The following is a 15,605-nucleotide window of genomic DNA, read 5'->3' as shown; positions in this document are numbered from 1 at the left end:
CTGTTGTAGTGGGCCGGGAAGGACCTCGGCATGAACGGGCAAAAAATGCGGGATAACACTGCCATCGGCGACACGAATGCGTTCTCGGTCACCGATCTGACCTTTGCCGTTGACGGGCGACGCCTGCTGAAGGGCGTCTCGTTGGCCTTCAAGGCGGGCGAGATTTCCGGTCTTGTCGGCCATAACGGCTCCGGCAAATCGACGCTGCTGAAGCTGCTGGCCCGCCAGCAGACGCCGACAGCGGGCAGCATCCGCTTCGGTGATCGTGAGCTTGCCTCGATCGGTACGCGGGATTTCGCCCGCAGCGTCGCCTATCTGCCGCAGGACATGACGGCAGCCCATGGCATGACGGTGCGCGAGCTGGTCGCCTGCGGGCGCTATCCCTGGCATGGCGCGCTCGGGCGCTTCACGGCCACCGATGCCGCCAAGGTGGAGGAGGCGCTACGGCTCACCCATATCGAGGCGATGGCCGACCGCATGGTCGACACCCTGTCGGGCGGCGAGCGGCAGCGCGCCTGGATCGCCATGCTGATGGCGCAGGACAGCCAGTGCCTGCTCCTGGACGAGCCGACCTCGGCGCTCGACATCGCCCACCAGATGGAGGTCCTGGCGCTGATCCGCCGGCTGTCGCGCGACAAGGGTCTGAGCGTCGTCATCGTGCTGCATGACATCAACATGGCGGCGCGGTTCTGCGATCATGTGCATGCGCTGAAGCAGGGCGAGGTGGTGGCCAGCGGCCGGCCGGCCAGCCTGATGAACGGGCCTGTGCTGCGCGACATCTACGGCATCGACATGGATACCACGCCCCATCCGGGTCTCGACATTCCGCTTGCCTATGTCTGCTGATCCCGTGCCCCTCTCGACCTTGCACAGCCGCCGCGCCTTGCTGGCCCTGATGGCCGGCAGCGCAGTTCTGCCAGCCTTGCCGGCCCTTGCCGACCCGCTGCCGTCGCGGATCGTCAGCCTCGATTACGGCCTTGCCTCGACCCTGCTGTCCTTGGGCGTGGTGCCGGCGGCGGTCGCCTCGCTGGCCGACTGGGGCAAATGGGTGGTGGAGCCCGAAATGCCGGCCAGCACGATTGATCTGGGCAATTCCTGGGAGGTCAATTTCGAGATGCTGGTCAGCCTCAAGCCGGATCTCATCTTGAGCACGCCCTATCTCGACGCGCTGCAGCCGCGGCTGGAAACGGTGGCACCGGTCGCACGGCTGGAGGTCTTTTCGGCCGAAGGCGGCGATATCCTGCCCAAGGCGATTGCCGCGACACGCAAGCTTGGCCAACGCATCGGCCGGGTTCGTGAGGCCGAGGATTTCCTGAAACGCGCCGACGATACGTTTGAGGCGTATCGGCAGCGTCTTTCGGGCCGCGCCGCGCCGCCGCTGGCGCTGGTCAATTTCATGGATGCCCGGCACGCCCGGATCTATACCAAATCAGGTCTCTACGACAATGTGCTGACCCGGATCGGGCTGACCAATGCCTGGCAGGGGCCGGGCAATTACTGGGGGTTCGAGACGATCGGCATCGAGCAACTGTCTGCGGTGACGTCGCCCGACGCCCGGCTGATCGCCTTTGATCCGGTGCCGGCCGATGTCCTGCCGAAGCTTGGCCAAAGCCCGTTGTGGAACGCCTTGCCCTTTGCCCGGCCTGGGCATTTTGCCGTGCTGCCGCCCGCCCTGATGTTCGGCATGGTCAACGATGCCCTGCGGTTTGCGCGGCTGATCACCACCCATCTGGAAGACACCCTATGACCACCGTGACCCCGAATTGGCAGCGCACCGGTCCGGCGCTGACGACGCTGGCCCTGGCGGTTTTGGCGGCGGGCTTTGCCTCCATGCCGATCCGGGCCGCCCTGCAGGCGGTGCCCGGCGAGGGCTATGATATCGGCCGCATGGTGTTTCTCTATTCGACCCTGCCGCGCATGGCGACCGCGCTGATCTGCGGCGCGGCGCTGGCCCTGTCGGGCGCGCTTTTCCAGCAGGTGCTGCGCAATCCGCTGGCCTCTCCCACCACGCTCGGCATTTCGGCTGGTGCCAATCTGGCGCTGGTGGTCGCCATGCTGTGGGTGCCGGGCCTGCTTGGCATCGGCCGCGATCTCGTCGCGCTGGTCGGCAGCGGCACGGCGGCAGCGCTGGTCTTCCTGCTTGGCGCGCGGCGCGGCTTCTCGCCGTTTTCGCTTGTGCTGTCGGGCCTGGTCATCAGCCTGTGGTGCGGGGCCCTGTCGGCCGTGCTGATGCTGCTCAACGAGCGTTATCTGGTCAGCCTGTTCATCTGGGGCGCCGGCTCGCTGTCGCAGCAGAGCTGGGCCATTCCTCTGTCGCTGCTGCCGAAACTGGCGGTGATCGCCATTCTCGCCGGGCTGATCATCCGCCCGCTATCGCTGCTTGATCTCGGCGACAGCGGCGCCAGTGCCCTTGGTGTGCGGCTGTCGCATCTGCGGTTTCTGGCGGTGGCGGCCGCCGTGGCGCTGGCGGCCTTTGTGACCAGTGCGGTCGGCGTGGTCGGTTTCATCGGCCTTGTTGCGCCGACCATTGCCCGGCTGTCGGGGGCGCGGCGGCCGGCGCAGATGTTGATCTGGTCAAGCCTGATCGGCGCCTGCCTGCTGTGGTTTGCCGATGGCGCCGTGCAGTCTCTGGCCGGCCCCATGGCCGAGTTCCTGCCGACCGGGGCGGTCACCGCGATCTTCGGGTCGCCGCTGCTGCTCTTGCTGCTGCCGCGTCTGAAAACCCGCCACCGGGTTCTGCAGGAACAGATCCGCCAGGCGCACCGGCGGGCGCCGGGCCTGAGGGCCGGGCTGCTGGCTGGCGCCGGCTTGTTGCTGATCGTGGTGCTGGCGCTGGTCTTCGGGCGCAGTATCGAGGGGAGCTGGACGCTTCTCGACCGATCGCTGTTTGCCGATATCCTGCCGCTGCGGCTGCCGCCGGTGTTTGCGGCGCTGGCGTCCGGCGCCATGCTGGCGGTGGCCGGCTCGATCCTGCAGCGGCTGACCGGCAATGAAATGGCAAGCCCTGAAGTGCTGGGCATCAGCGCCGGTGCGACGATCGGCGTGACGGTGGCGCTGTTCGTCTTTGCAGCACCCGGTCTCGGCGCGCAGCTTGGCTTTGCCGCGGCGGGCTCGATCCTCGTTCTCCTGGTGATCTTCCTCTTCGCGATGCGCTCCGGGCTTGCGCCGGAGCGCGTGCTGCTGGCCGGGATCGCGCTCAGCGCCATGGTCGATGCGTTGGTCGGCGTGCTGGCGGCCAGCGGCGATCCGCGGGCGATGTTCCTGATGCGCTGGATGAGCGGCTCGACCTACAATGTCACCGGCACGACCGCCGTCACCGTCTGCGGGGCGGCGATTGCGCTGGTGGCGCTGGCGGTGCTTTCCCGCCGCTGGCTTGATATCCTGCCGCTCGGGCCGACGGCGGCCACGGCGCTCGGCCTGCCGCTGTCGCGCACCCGGCTCTCGCTGTTTGCGCTGGCGGGGCTCTTGAGTGCGGCGGCGACGCTCTGCGTCGGACCGCTGAGCTTTGTCGGATTGATGGGACCGCATCTGGCGCGCGAGGCGGGGCTGACCCGCGCCCGCCCGCAGTTGATCGGTGCTGCGCTGATTGGCGCGGCCCTGATGGTCATGGCCGACTGGGTGGGCCGGACGATCGTCTACCCCTACCAGATCCCGGCCGGCCTCGTCTCCGCCCTGGTTGGCGCACCCTTCCTGATGCTGCTGATGCGGCGCCGCTGATCGGGCCGCAGCCGACATTCGCTTATGAGCAAAAAGACCCTCTCTGGCCTGCCGGCCATCTCCCCCACAAGGGGGGAGAAGACCCGGACGAACCCGCTCGCTTTTATCCATCGAGGGTGCGGCTGGGTTAAGCCCTCCCCCTTGTGGGGAGGGTGGGGCGGGGATCTTTGTCCCAGCACGCCTGGCCGCCCTTCAGCCTCTACCAAAGACCAAAAAACCCCGGCAGCGTTGTCAGAACGTTGCCGGGGTTTCCATTGTCCATCACCGATGCGGCGAGGCTTTATCCGCCTACCAGGTGTATTTCAGCGTGCCGACGATCTTGCGGCGGTCGCCGTAGTAGGAGGTGCCGTAATAGCTTGTCGTCTCGTATTTCTTGTCGAACAGGTTGGTGACGTTGAGCGCCAGGCTGACATTCTCGGTGACCGCATATTTGGCGGAGGCATCGACCACCGTGTAGCTGTCGACCGGAACCGTGTTGGCGGCATCGCCATAGGTGGAGCCGACGAACCGAATGCCGCCGCCGAGCGTCAGGTCGCCGCGGAAACCATCGCCGGGGATCGTATAGTCGAGCCAGGCCGAGGCGATATGCTCGGGGACGCGGTCCGGGCGGTTGCCTTCATTGCCGCTGATGCCGTCCTCGACGATTTCGGCATCCCAGTAGGAATAGGCCAGCGTCACATTCCAGCGATCGTTGAGCGCCATCTTGCCTTCCAGCTCGACGCCGCGCACGTTGACCTCGCCGATCTGGCGCTGCACCGTCGGGCTGATATAGGTCGGCACATTGGTCTGGGTCAGGTCGAACAGGGCGACGGTGAACAGGCCGTTGAAACCTTCCGGCTGATATTTCATGCCGATCTCGTACTGGGTGCCTTCCTGTGGCTGCAGCGAGCCCTCCACCGTGTAGCCATTGCCGGTCGGGGCGACCAGCGGCTGGAAGGATTCGGAATAATTGGCATAGGCGGCCAACTGCGGATTAATCTTGTAGGTGAGACCCGCCCGCTTGGTGAAGGCACTGGCCGTGTCGTGGTCGGAGGTGCCGGTCAGAAGGTAATCGGCTGTGGTATCCACATAGTCGTAGCGCCCGCCGAACGTGGCGATCCAGCGCTCGTCGATGGTCAGTTGTTCCTGCGCATAGATGCCGACCGCCTTCTGCTTGACGACCCAGTCGACATAGGGAGAATCGACCACGCAGGCACGACCGCAATAGACGGGATTGTAGATATCGATGGGGCCAGCCGTGCCGTAGCGGATATCCTCATGGGTATCGTCATAGGTAAAGTCGGCGCCGACCAGCAGCTTGCTGTCCATGTTCTGCCAGCTGCTGTCATACTGCAGCTGGTTGTCGATGGAGAAACGATCCGACGTGCTGTAGACGGCAAAGGACGTGCGGTCGGCGGTGGCGTCGGTCGAGGCGCCGTAGACCTCCTCATAGTCGAGATTGAGATGGGAATAGCGGGCGGTCTGGCGGAAGGTCACGCCATTGTCGAAATCGTGCTCGAAGAGATAGCCGATATCGGTCTGCTCGGTGTCGAACTTGTTGTAGTCCGGCTCGCCAAGAAAGGTGTCCGTGTCGATGTCGACGCCATTCGGAAAGCCGCGCGCCCCATTGCCGTCGCGTTTGCTGTAATCGGTGAGGATGGTCAGCGATGTGCCGTCGTCCGGGCTGATGGTCAGGGCCGGGGCGATATAGACGCGATCATCGTTGGAATAGTCGGTGCCGTGGTCGCCATCCTGCCAGAGGCCGGTGAAGCGGTAGCTCCAGACGCCTTCCGGATCGATGGCGCCGCCGAAATCCGTGCCCGTCTCCAGATGGCCTTCGCCGAAGGTGGTGTATATCTCGGCATGGAACTCGTCCTGCGGCCGCTTGGTCACCGAATTGACCAGGCCGCCCGGACCGTTGAGGCCGAACAGGGTCGAGGTCGACCCTTTCAGGATCTCGACGCGTTGCAGGCCATAGGGCTCCAGGCGGCTTGCCGTGAACCAGGCGGGAATGCGCGCCGGCAGACCGTCGCGATAGGTGCCGAGAACGGTCTGATCGAAGCCACGAATGCGATAATAGTCGTAACGGTCGTCGGAGCCGAACTCGTCGACCATCACGCCCGACGTATAGGACAGGGCAGCCTGAAGGCTATCCACGCCGCGGGTTTCAAGCTCTTGCGCGGTCACGACCGAGACGGCGGCCGGCACGTCGATGATCGGCGCATCGGTCTTGCTGGCGGTTGCCGATTGGGTGGCGACGATCGAGGTATCCGGGCCGACCGGGCCGCCGCTTTGCGTTCCCGTGACGGTGATCGCATTGAGCTGGGTGGTGCCGTCCTGGGTGGTGGTCGTTGTCGAATCCTGGGCCAGGGCCGGCGCCAGCGGCGCGGCAAGAACCAGAATTGCGGCGCCGGCCGAAAGTGCCCTCAAATGGCTGGCCATCCTCTTCCTGCCGCCGTTTCCGGCCTTGGCCCGAACGATCATCCCCATCTCTGCTCTCCTTGATGCTGTCTCTCAATCGCAGTCCCGGCGCGACCTGTCCCCGGTCGAATCCGTCTGTTTCGCCGCGACATTATGAACTGAACTAATTGAGTCAACTTTAAAGGTGAATATGTTACTCAACATTTCAGGTGTGTGGCGAAATGGTCACGGGCGCGCCGCAGGCGGTCTGAGCCGATCGATGGGGCAATGGGCCGCCGAGACCAACCGCCCATTGCCGAACGACCGGGAATAGGTTTGATAAGGGGACCTCACGGGCAGCGGGCGATGCGCAATGGGGTGCCGTGATAGAAAAAGACGACCGGGTGGAGATGGGCATGCCGATACTGGACATTCTGGACTATGCCGGCATTGCCGTGTTTGCCGCGACCGGCGCGCTGTCGGCATCGCGAAAACAGCTCGATATCATCGGTTATGTCTTTCTGGCCTGCGTGACCGCGATCGGCGGCGGCACCATGCGCGATGTCGTGCTGGGGGCGACGCCGGTGTTCTGGGTGGCAAGCCCGATCTATCTGCTGATCAGCGCGGCGGTCGCCATCGTCCTGTTCTTCACCGCCCATCTGTTCGAATCGCGCTACCGCGTGCTGGTCTGGCTCGATGCGATCGGCATGGCCGCCTATTGCGTGATGGGGGCGGCCAAAGGCTTTGCGGCCACGGGCTCCCTCACCGTGGCGCTGGTCACAGGGGCGCTGACCGCCACCTTCGGCGGCGTGCTGCGCGATCTGCTGGCCGGCGAACCCTCGGTGCTGCTGCGCCCGGAGATCTATGTCACGGCGGCGCTCACCGGCTCCTTCGTCTTCGTGCTCTCGAGCTGGGTCGGCCTGCCGCAATCGGCCGCCTCCGTGCTCGGCTTCCTCTCAGCCTTCGCCGTGCGCGGCGGCGCGCTCTATTACGGCTGGCAGCTGCCCAGGGGCAAAGCGCTGCCGGGGCGGGATCCGGATGATGTGTTGTGAGGGGAGTGGTCAGCCGCCCTCGTGGCCGCTGTCGCTACTGTCCAAATTGCTAATCAATGATGAATTGTCGAGAACCGATAGCTGCTGCGCGACGCTCGACCGGATATGATTGTCGTCCTTGTAAAGGACGTGAAGGTCCGGACCGACAATCCTGCAGGTTTCGCCGCTGCACCAGGCCCGGTTAGGATCGGCGAGAACAGTGTCGCCGTCGGCAAGGCCGAGGAGAAAAGCGCCGACGCCATGGCGGTCGTTGATCAGCATCGAACGCGGAAGGTTGCCATAGATCTGCAAATCGAAGCCGTTGAACGCATCCCGCGCAATGCGGTCCGGACCTGAAAATGGCAGAATAGGGCCAGGAAGCACCACCACGATGCGGCGGCCCTGGCGCTTGAGCCGCGCAACGGTTTGCCCGATCAGCGTCCGGGCCGCCTCGAAGGTCGCCACATCGTTGATCCGCTTGCATGCGGCATCACGGATGACGCAGACAGTATTTAAAGGCTTTTCATAGTCCAGAAAACCGACCCAGTTCGCAATGATCATGACCTTGTTATAAGCGGGATCGTCCGCAAGCTTCAAAACGGCCTGATTGAAGGGGCCGCATTTCGGCTGGCCGATTTTTCCGAGCCCGCTGACCGGCGGGCAGCCTGCCATAGTCGCAAAATCGATGGAGGCTCTGCTGCTTTCGGCAAGCGCTGCAAAGCGCGGATACCACATCTGGGCATGGGAATCGCCGATGACGAGGGTCCGCCGATCCGTCTCGGGACCGAGTTTGCAGACGCGCACCGCGCCACTCTGGTCCAGCCCGTCGCAGGATCCGTTCGGAAACGTCCAGTCTTGGCGGGCCTGCTCCGCGTCGGCGATGATCGGACGTTCCGTCGGCTGCGCACGCGCCTCCACGCCGCCTGCCATGTAAACGCCCGCGCTGGCCATCGCGACGGCAGCACAGCCGGCATAGGCCAGGCCGGATGCCAGCCGGCGGCCCTGCATGGCGCGAACCAGCTTGCGCGCCGGCGTTTCGATCGCAACGAAGGATAGGTAACCGAGCATGAAGCTTGTGACAAAGCCGGCGACCAGCAGCGGCCAGGAGGTGAGGCCCGTATAGCGAAGTGCCACCAGCAGCGGCCAGTGCCAGAGATAGACGGAATAGGACCAGTCGCCGACGCGCTGCAGGATCTCATGCTGTAGCCCACCGTCCTTGCCGCGATCGGCTGCGATCACCATGGCGGTCCCCAGCGTTGGCAGCAGCGTGGCAAATCCTGGCCACGGGGTCGCCTCCGTCAAGGCAAGGAAGGACATGGCGATCAGGATGAGACCGAGGCTTTCGATCAGAATTTTGGGAGCGGGAGTTTTCAGGCGCGTCACGAAAACGCATCCACCGAGCAGCATTTCCCAGGCGCGCGACGGGAACATGTAGAACAGGAAGGATGCCATCCGGGTGCCACCGATCTGCGTCAGGCCGAGCGGAACGACAAACGCAATGGCGAAACTGCCGATCACGAACGGGCCGGCATGGCTTGGCGCAAGCCGATACACAAGCGCCATAGCGATCGGGTAGACGATATAGAATTGCCACTCCACCGAGAGCGACCAGGTGTGGAGAAGCCAGAGATCGGCGGATGTCGGTGCGAAGTAACCGCTGGTGAAAAAGAAAAGAATGTTCGAAACGAAAATCAGGGAGGCGGCGGACTGAAGGCCGATCGCCTCATAGGCAATAGGATCGACAAAGATCCATCCGACGATCAGCATTGCCAGCACCATGACGGCCAGCGCTGGAACGATACGGGCAAACCGCGCGGTGTAAAAACCAGGCAGCGAGAAATTGCCCCGCTCATGCCCCTGGATGATGATCCTTGTCATCAGATATCCGGAGATTACGAAGAAGATGTCGACGCCGGCAAACCCGCCCGGGAGATAGGTGAAATGGAAATGAAAAAACAAAACGCCGATGACGGCAAGTGCGCGAAGGCCATTGATATCGGTACGAAAGAAGAACTGCGGTGAAGGCAATGGATGTTTCGAGCCCATAAAGCGCTTGCTCTTTGTAAGAGGGCCGGTCTCGATAACCAGAATTGCCTATGTCTATATTGGAAATAACCGAACTGCAATTGCAAGATATGATTTACTTAACCACGAATGATTTTTGATAACGACTACTCGCGCAACAACCGCGAAATGGGCCCTGCACGGCACTTGAACTATGCTTTTGGCATTTCCACAGCAATTGTCCCGGAACAGAAGGTCGGATAAACGAACGGCTTCCTGTCGTATACATCCGGCGAAACGGTCCCGGCTGCCTCATCGACACTTGGTATCAGACCAGGACATGGCTGGCACATAGCCGCAGGCAAAGCGCTGCCGGGGCAGGATCCGGATGATGTGCTTTAGAGGCGTCAGCCGCCCTCATGGCCGCTGTCGATACTGTCTTTCAACAGGCCTTTTTCCGGCACGATGATCGTGCCCTCGGCGGGTTTGTCTGCCGGCTTGGCGGGCTCGTGAGCCTCATGCTCCGGCGCCGGTTTTCCGTCCTCCGCACTCTCAGCCGGCTTTGCGGTCTCGGCCTGCGCCCCTATCGGCGCCGCCAGCAGGGCGAGCGGCAGCAGCATGGAAAGGATGCGGGTCTTCAGATTGAGGATGGGCATGCGAACTCCGGTGTTTCGAACGGCTTGGGACGCGACCATAGGCGCTCGGGGTTTCGATGCGCTGTTATTTTTGTGGGGCTTTTTAGGGAAGGGGAGGGTTGGGGGCGACAGGCGCGGCTCCATGGCCAAGCCGCTATTTTCCTGACCCTGACCTGCCTAGGCTTTCGGGCGTCCCATTTGCGGACTATGCGGGTGGCACATCGAGGCCGTTCGGGAGCGAGATCCAGATGACGGTCTGGGCCTCAGGGGAATGACGGGACAGATGGCCCTTGCCGTGGGTGTCTTCCACCAGCACGAAGCTGCCCGCCTTGACGCAGCGCACCTCACCGTCGCTCGTCTCGTATTCCACCGAACCATCCAGTCTGACCGTCAGCACAGGCTCGGGGACCTTATGCCAGGCGACCTGTCGCATGCCGGCCGGGATATGGGTGAGGCGGACGCGGGATGCCGGATAACTGGCCGTGACGTCGAACGGCGCGGCATCGGGGTGCACCGATATCTTCGTGGTGGGGAGTTCGACTTCGTCGAAATGCGACTCGCCATCCGGGGTGGCATAGATGCGCAGGCACTTCATGACGGCTGGCTCCTTGTGGTTTCCATGCTGAAACGAAGCATGCCTAGCATGAAGTCGTCGGGAAACACCACGCGCCTGGTGCGAGAGTTCGATGTCGGCCACAGCCGATACCACACAGCACCGACTCGCGGCGGCGACTACACAACACCAAAAACATCCGGTAAAAAATGGTAGCGGGAGGCAGAGTTGAACTGCCGACCTTGGGGTTATGAGTCCCACGCTCTAACCAACTGAGCTACCCCGCCACAGGGGTCCGAAGGGGCGTTCGCCGCTCCGGCCTTAGGTTGGCCGGCTTATAAGATGCGGCTCGTCATCCTGTCAAGCGGTGCCTTCATCTTTGTGTCGTGAAAAATCGGCATGGGGTTTTGGCTGGCCCGTCGGCCGGCGCCGGCCGGGCCGGTTCAGGCGGCGACGGGCCTTTGCAGCAGGGCCTGCAGGCTCACTTCGGCCTCGTGGGAGCGTTCCGAGCGCTCGATGAAGCCGCCGCCGTAAACGCGGGCATCCGGGCCGAGGCCGGAATAGAGCACGCAGGCCTGGCCGGGGGCCACGCCCGCTTCGCCGATCTCCAGGTCGACATAGGTGCCGCGGCTGTCGCAATGCAGCGTGGCCGGTGCCGGCGGGCGGGTGGAGCGCACCCTTGCATAACAGGCAAAGCCGTCGGCCGCTTCCTCGGCAAGCGTCAGGTCGCCGAGCCAGTTGATGTCGCGCAGATAGACGCGGTGGGTTTCCAGCGCTTCCTTCGGGCCAACGATGACGCGCCGCGAGCGGGCGTCGAGATAAACCACATAGAGCGGTTCGCCGGTGGCAACGCCCAGACCCTTGCGCTGGCCGATCGTGTAATGAAGGATGCCGTCGTGGGTGCCGAGAATACGGCCGTCGAGATGGACGATCTCGCCGGCCAGCGCCGCATTCGGGCGCAGCTTGTTGATGATATCGGCATATTTGCCCTGCGGCACGAAACAGATGTCCTGGCTGTCGGCCTTCTTGGCGACGACTAACCCCATGTCTTCGGCCAGCGCCCGGGTCTCGGCCTTGGAGAGGTGCCCCAACGGAAAGCGCAGGTAGTCGATCTGCTCCTGGGTGGTGGCAAACAGGAAATAGCTCTGGTCGCGTTCGTTGTCGATCGGCCGGAACAGCGCGCGGTGGCCGGGATCGTTTGCGAGCGGCACGGATTTCGAGCGGATGTAATGGCCGGTCGCCAGCGCATCGGCGCCGAGCTCCTTCGCCGTTGCCAGCAGATCGGCGAATTTGACGGTCTGGTTGCAGGCCACGCACGGGATCGGCGTTTCGCCGGCCACATAGCTTTCCATGAACGGATTGATCACCGTGTCGCGAAAGCGCTGTTCGTAATCCAGCACGTAATGGGGAATGCCGAGCGTTTCGCAGACGCGGCGCGCATCGTCGATATCCTGGCCGGCGCAGCAGGACCCGGCGCGGTGCACGGCTGCGCCATGGTCGTAGAGCTGCAGGGTGATGCCGAGCACGTCGTAGCCTTCGCGCTTCAGCATGCCGGCGACGACGGAGCTATCGACACCGCCCGACATGGCGACGACGACGCGGGTGTCTTCCGGCCTTTTGTCAAAATCCAGGCTATTCACGGGCGTTCCGCCATTCTCAAGCGTTGCGTGGGATCGCGTCCTCAAAGGCTTTGCCGCCGCGGGAGGGGCCAAATTGCGGGTCAGCGGCAATTCTCGATATCGATCCGATTGTTGAGGGATATAGAAAGGAATGGGCCGGCATGCAAGGGGTTGCTGATTCGGCGAGCGGGCCGGATGGGCCAAGCAAGAGGGTTAGGATGCACAAAGGTTTGACGCTCAGCGCCGTCGAGGAACGGTTTCCGGTTGCCGGCACGTTCACGATCTCGCGCGGCTCGCGCACGGAAATCCGCGTGGTGACGGTGGAGATCTCGGACGGTGTGCAGATTGGGCGCGGCGAATGCGTGCCCTATGGGCGCTATGGCGAGACGGTCGAAGGGGTGATCGAGACGATCCTGTCGCTGGCCAAGGACTTTGCCCAAGGGCTCGATCGGGCCGGCCTGCAGCAGCGTCTGCCGGGCGGGGCGGCGCGCAACGGGCTCGATTGTGCGCTCTGGGATCTCGAGGCCAAGCGGGCGGGAAAGCCGGTGTGGCAGCTGGCGGGGCTCAACCCGCCAAAGCCGATCCAGACCGCCTTCACCCTGTCGCTCGATACGCCCGAGAATATGCGCGCCGCGGCGGAAAAGAATGCCGGCCGGCCGCTGCTGAAGGTCAAGCTCGGCACGGATGCCGATCTGGAGCGCATCCTGGCGGTCCGGGCCGGGGCGCCGCATTCGACGATCATTGTCGATGCCAACGAGGGCTGGACGGCGGAGCATTACCTGGCGCTCGCGCCGGAGCTGGTGCGGCTTGGCGTGGCGCTGGTCGAGCAGCCGCTGCCGGCAGGACAGGACGAGGTGCTGTCGACGATCGAGCGCGTGCTGCCGGTCTGTGCCGACGAGAGCTGCCACGACCGGGCGTCGCTTAGCGCACTTGCCGGCAAATACGATGCGGTCAATATCAAGCTCGACAAGACGGGCGGGCTGACCGAGGCGCTGGCCATGCGCGATGCGGCGGTGGCCGCCGGCTTCGACATCATGGTCGGCTGCATGCTCGGTACTTCGCTTGCCATGGCGCCGGCCTTCCTGGTGGCCCAGGGCGCCCCATACGCCGATCTCGACGGCCCGCTGCTGCTGGCTAGCGACCGCGGCGAGGCGATCCGCTACGAGGGCTCGCAGATGCAGGTGCCGGTGGCGGGGTTGTGGGGGTAGGGTACGGCAGACGGCAGTCAGAAAGACCCCTCCCAAACCCTCCCCACAAGGGGGAGGGCTTAACCCAGTCGCAACTCCTGGTGGAAGGAGCCGAGCGGCTTCCACGAGTCTTCTCCCCCCTTGTGGGGGAGATGGCCGGCAGGCCAGAGAGGGTTTTTCTTCCGCCCCGCTCAAAGTCCGTTCAGCTCGACCCGGTGGCGCTGCATGGTGAGGAACTTTGCATAATCCCGGTCGTAGAGCGTCCGGTTGGCCGGGTTCGGGGCGATGCGTTCTCCGGAGGGGGCCATGGCGGCACCGGCTTCGGTGAGGCTTTTATAGAGCCCGCCGGCGGCGGCGGCATTCATCGCGGTGCCGACCAGCACGGCATCGCGGCTGTCGGGAATGACGAGGTCGCAGCCGGTGACATCGGCATAGAGCTCGACCAGCAGCGGGTTCTTCACATGGCCGCCGGTCAGGTGCAGCACGCTGCTGTGCATGCCGCTCTCGGCCATGGTCTCCAGGATCTGCCGGAGCCCCAGCGCAATGGCGACGCAGGCGCGCCAATAGAGCCGGCAGAGGCCGTCGAAGGAGGCGTCGAGCGTCAGGCCTGATATCACGCCGGTCAGGTGCGGATCGGCAAAGGGCGAGCGGTTGCCGTGGAAATCCGGCAGGATATTAATGCGCTCGGCAAAGCCAGACCCTTCTATGGCGCGCAGCTGCTGGACGCGGGCGATGACCTGCTGGTGGCGTTCGGGCGTCGGGTCGCCGCCAAGGCTGTGCAGCCTGAGCAGATGGCCGAGCAGGGCGCCGGTTGCCGATTGGCCGGCCTCGACCAGCCATTGGCCGGCAAACACGGTTTCCTGATAGGGGCCCCACAGGCTCTTGCCGAATTGCGGATTGCTGGCAAAGCTGATGATGCAGCTCGACGTGCCGCCGACCAGCGCCGTCTGCTGGTGCAGCACGTGCGGATCGGCCGCCACGCCGCCGAGAACGCCCAGCGCACCGGCATAGGCATCGATCATGCCGGCGGCAACGCTGACCGTCTCGTCAAGGCCCAGTTCCGCCGCGACTGCCGCCGAGAGACGGCCGACCGGCGCGCCGACCGGGACGGCGACGTCCGGCAGCGTGCCCTTCTCGACCAGATCGTCAAGGCCGATCAGCCGCAGGAAATCGGCCTGCCAGCCGCTGGCGCGGCCGGCGACGAAATTCCATTTCGAGGTCAGGGTGCAGACCGAGCGCTCGGTCGAACCGGTGGCCCGCCAGGTGAGATAATCCGACAGGTCGAAGAGATAGCCGAGCCTGTCCCAGAGGTCGGGCCGGTGGCGCTTCAGCCACATCAGCTTGGGCATCTGCATTTCAGGCGAAATGCTGCCGCCGCTATGGGCAAGGGTCGGATGGCCGGTGCGGTTGCATTCCTCGGCTTGCGCGGTGGCGCGATGGTCGAGCCAGGCGATGGTGTCGAAGGCCTCGCCGTCTTGCCAATCGAGGGCCAGCGGCGCGCCGTCGTGGTCGCGCAACACCAGCGAGCAGGTGGCGTCGAAGGCAAGGGCAGCGATGCGATCCGGCGCAATGCCGGATTGGGCCAGGGCGCTCCGCACCGAATGGCAGCAGGCGCGCCAGATGTCTTCGGAGGCATGTTCGCCGCGCTCGTCCTGCGGCCGGCGCAGCAGGATCGGATGTTCGCAGCGCACCAGAAGGTGGCCGTTGCGGTCGACCACGCCGGCGCGTGCGCTGCCCGTTCCGACATCCACCGCAATCACGTGGTCCCGCATTATGGCCTGTTTCCGTCCCGGTTTTTCATTTTGCGATAAGGTGGAGCAATTCGGCCATGGCGTCAAACACGGCGTCCGGCTTCAGCCGTGTCACGGCGTCGCGATGGCCTGGTGTGCCGGCATGGGAGCCGCCGGTAAAGGCAAACACCGTCATGCCGGCGGCCTTGGCTGCCTCAATGCCGGCCGGGCTGTCCTCGATGACGATGCAGTCCTTGGGATCGCGCTGCATCTGCTCCGCGGCATAGAGAAACAGATCCGGCGCCGGCTTGCCGTTTCTGACCATGCTGGCGCTGAAGATATGCGGCACGAAGCGGTCGATCAGGCCGGTGACGGTCAGGGACAGCTCGATGCGCTCGCGCTGGCTGGACGAGGCGACGCACCAGGAAAAGCCGTTGGCTTCCAGGTCGTCGAGCGCCGTTTCAATGCCCGGAATGGCCCGCAGGTCGCGGCGGAACCGCGCATAAAGATCATTGCGCAGTTTCAGCAGAAAGGCTTCGTCGATCTCCAGGCCGAATTCGTCGCGGGCCGTCTCGATCACGGCGCCAAGGCTGCGGCCGAGAAAGCGGCGATAGGCCTCCTCGCTGTCGATGGCGACGCCTGCCGCCGCCAGAGCCGCGACCAGCACCTCGACGGAAATCGGTTCGCTGTCGACGAGCACACCATCGCAATCAAAGATGATGAGCTGCTGTGCCGTCTGCGCCATGCCGG

General features: G+C 64.3%; 12 protein-coding genes and 1 tRNA gene. 5 read left to right on the top strand and 8 right to left on the bottom strand.

The annotated features are described in order from the left end of the window. Positions 1 to 30: 30 nt before the first annotated feature. The 3 genes from HGO38_RS07500 to fhuB are packed head-to-tail and all read left to right on the top strand — an operon-like array spanning position 31 to position 3,717. Positions 31 to 846: an ATP-binding cassette domain-containing protein gene (locus HGO38_RS07500; RefSeq protein WP_502941510.1), complete on the top strand. Its 816-nt coding sequence runs from the start codon at positions 31 to 33 to the stop codon at positions 844 to 846. Next, positions 836 to 1,747 carry an ABC transporter substrate-binding protein gene (locus HGO38_RS07495; protein ID WP_250955266.1) on the top strand — a complete coding sequence of 304 codons (912 nt, stop codon included), beginning with the start codon at positions 836 to 838 and terminating at the stop codon, positions 1,745 to 1,747. The genes HGO38_RS07500 and HGO38_RS07495 overlap by 11 nt, the downstream gene beginning before the upstream one ends. After that, positions 1,744 to 3,717, top strand: coding sequence for a Fe(3+)-hydroxamate ABC transporter permease FhuB (fhuB, locus tag HGO38_RS07490; protein ID WP_250955265.1), 1,974 nt, complete (start codon positions 1,744 to 1,746; stop codon positions 3,715 to 3,717). The genes HGO38_RS07495 and fhuB overlap by 4 nt, the downstream gene beginning before the upstream one ends. A 288-nt stretch (positions 3,718 to 4,005) precedes the next feature. Here fhuB and HGO38_RS07485 read toward each other — a convergent pair whose 3' ends face one another. Continuing rightward, positions 4,006 to 6,180, bottom strand: coding sequence for a TonB-dependent siderophore receptor (locus HGO38_RS07485; RefSeq protein ID WP_502941515.1), 2,175 nt, complete (start codon positions 6,178 to 6,180; stop codon positions 4,006 to 4,008). A gap of 332 nt (positions 6,181 to 6,512) precedes the next feature. On the opposite strand from HGO38_RS07485, the gene HGO38_RS07480 reads away from it, so the two are divergent. Then, on the top strand, positions 6,513 to 7,148 hold the full coding sequence (locus HGO38_RS07480; RefSeq protein ID WP_250955263.1) for a trimeric intracellular cation channel family protein: 636 nt from the start codon (positions 6,513 to 6,515) through the stop codon (positions 7,146 to 7,148). Between the two features lie 9 nt (positions 7,149 to 7,157). Here HGO38_RS07480 and HGO38_RS07475 read toward each other — a convergent pair whose 3' ends face one another. The 5 genes from HGO38_RS07475 to mnmA form a co-directional block, all read right to left on the bottom strand. Continuing rightward, positions 7,158 to 9,173 carry an acyltransferase family protein gene (locus tag HGO38_RS07475; protein WP_250955262.1) on the bottom strand — a complete coding sequence of 672 codons (2,016 nt, stop codon included), beginning with the start codon at positions 9,171 to 9,173 and terminating at the stop codon, positions 7,158 to 7,160. 365 nt (positions 9,174 to 9,538) lie between these two features. Further along, positions 9,539 to 9,787, bottom strand: a complete 249-nt coding sequence (locus tag HGO38_RS07470; RefSeq protein ID WP_250955261.1) for a hypothetical protein — start codon at positions 9,785 to 9,787, stop codon at positions 9,539 to 9,541. A gap of 184 nt (positions 9,788 to 9,971) precedes the next feature. Beyond that, entirely contained in the window at positions 9,972 to 10,361 is a 390-nt protein-coding gene (locus tag HGO38_RS07465) for a cupin domain-containing protein (RefSeq protein WP_250955260.1), read from the bottom strand. Between the two features lie 168 nt (positions 10,362 to 10,529). Then, positions 10,530 to 10,606: transfer RNA gene (locus HGO38_RS07460), tRNA-Met, on the bottom strand. A gap of 156 nt (positions 10,607 to 10,762) precedes the next feature. After that, positions 10,763 to 11,959 (bottom strand): tRNA 2-thiouridine(34) synthase MnmA, encoded by a 1,197-nt coding sequence (mnmA, locus tag HGO38_RS07455; RefSeq protein ID WP_250955259.1) that lies wholly within the window; start codon positions 11,957 to 11,959, stop codon positions 10,763 to 10,765. A gap of 197 nt (positions 11,960 to 12,156) precedes the next feature. Here mnmA and dgcA point away from each other — a divergent pair, with 197 nt between their 5' ends. Then, positions 12,157 to 13,146 (top strand): N-acetyl-D-Glu racemase DgcA, encoded by a 990-nt coding sequence (gene dgcA, locus HGO38_RS07450; protein WP_250955258.1) that lies wholly within the window; start codon positions 12,157 to 12,159, stop codon positions 13,144 to 13,146. Between the two features lie 170 nt (positions 13,147 to 13,316). Here the strand turns inward: dgcA and HGO38_RS07445 are convergent, their stop codons facing one another. Next, positions 13,317 to 14,897: an FGGY-family carbohydrate kinase gene (locus tag HGO38_RS07445; protein WP_250955257.1), complete on the bottom strand. Its 1,581-nt coding sequence runs from the start codon at positions 14,895 to 14,897 to the stop codon at positions 13,317 to 13,319. Positions 14,898 to 14,922: 25 nt separating this feature from the next. Continuing rightward, positions 14,923 to 15,600, bottom strand: a complete 678-nt coding sequence (locus tag HGO38_RS07440) for an HAD family hydrolase (RefSeq protein WP_250955256.1) — start codon at positions 15,598 to 15,600, stop codon at positions 14,923 to 14,925. Positions 15,601 to 15,605: the final 5 nt, after the last annotated feature.

Origin of the sequence: Rhizobium sp. CG5, from assembly GCF_023701945.1 — a bacterium.
In the GTDB taxonomy this organism is placed as follows: Bacteria; Pseudomonadota; Alphaproteobacteria; order Rhizobiales; family Rhizobiaceae; genus Allorhizobium.
The sequence above is the reverse complement of the archived record's forward strand: the minus strand, read 5'-3'. Positions and strand labels throughout refer to the sequence as shown.

Bases quoted from the DNA above. Each gene is read 5' to 3' on its own strand.
- HGO38_RS07440 (WP_250955256.1), bottom strand. From the start codon at position 15,600: ATGGCGCAGACGGCACAGCAGCTCATCATCTTTGATTGCGATGGTGTG.
- HGO38_RS07495 (WP_250955266.1), top strand. From the start codon at position 836: ATGTCTGCTGATCCCGTGCCCCTCTCGACCTTGCACAGCCGCCGCGCC.
- HGO38_RS07480 (WP_250955263.1), top strand. From the start codon at position 6,513: ATGCCGATACTGGACATTCTGGACTATGCCGGCATTGCCGTGTTTGCC.
- HGO38_RS07445 (WP_250955257.1), bottom strand. From the start codon at position 14,897: ATGCGGGACCACGTGATTGCGGTGGATGTCGGAACGGGCAGCGCACGC.
- fhuB (WP_250955265.1), top strand. From the start codon at position 1,744: ATGACCACCGTGACCCCGAATTGGCAGCGCACCGGTCCGGCGCTGACG.
- HGO38_RS07475 (WP_250955262.1), bottom strand. From the start codon at position 9,173: ATGGGCTCGAAACATCCATTGCCTTCACCGCAGTTCTTCTTTCGTACC.
- dgcA (WP_250955258.1), top strand. From the start codon at position 12,157: ATGCACAAAGGTTTGACGCTCAGCGCCGTCGAGGAACGGTTTCCGGTT.
- HGO38_RS07470 (WP_250955261.1), bottom strand. From the start codon at position 9,787: ATGCCCATCCTCAATCTGAAGACCCGCATCCTTTCCATGCTGCTGCCG.
- HGO38_RS07500 (WP_502941510.1), top strand. From the start codon at position 31: ATGAACGGGCAAAAAATGCGGGATAACACTGCCATCGGCGACACGAAT.
- HGO38_RS07485 (WP_502941515.1), bottom strand. From the start codon at position 6,180: ATGATCGTTCGGGCCAAGGCCGGAAACGGCGGCAGGAAGAGGATGGCC.
- HGO38_RS07465 (WP_250955260.1), bottom strand. From the start codon at position 10,361: ATGAAGTGCCTGCGCATCTATGCCACCCCGGATGGCGAGTCGCATTTC.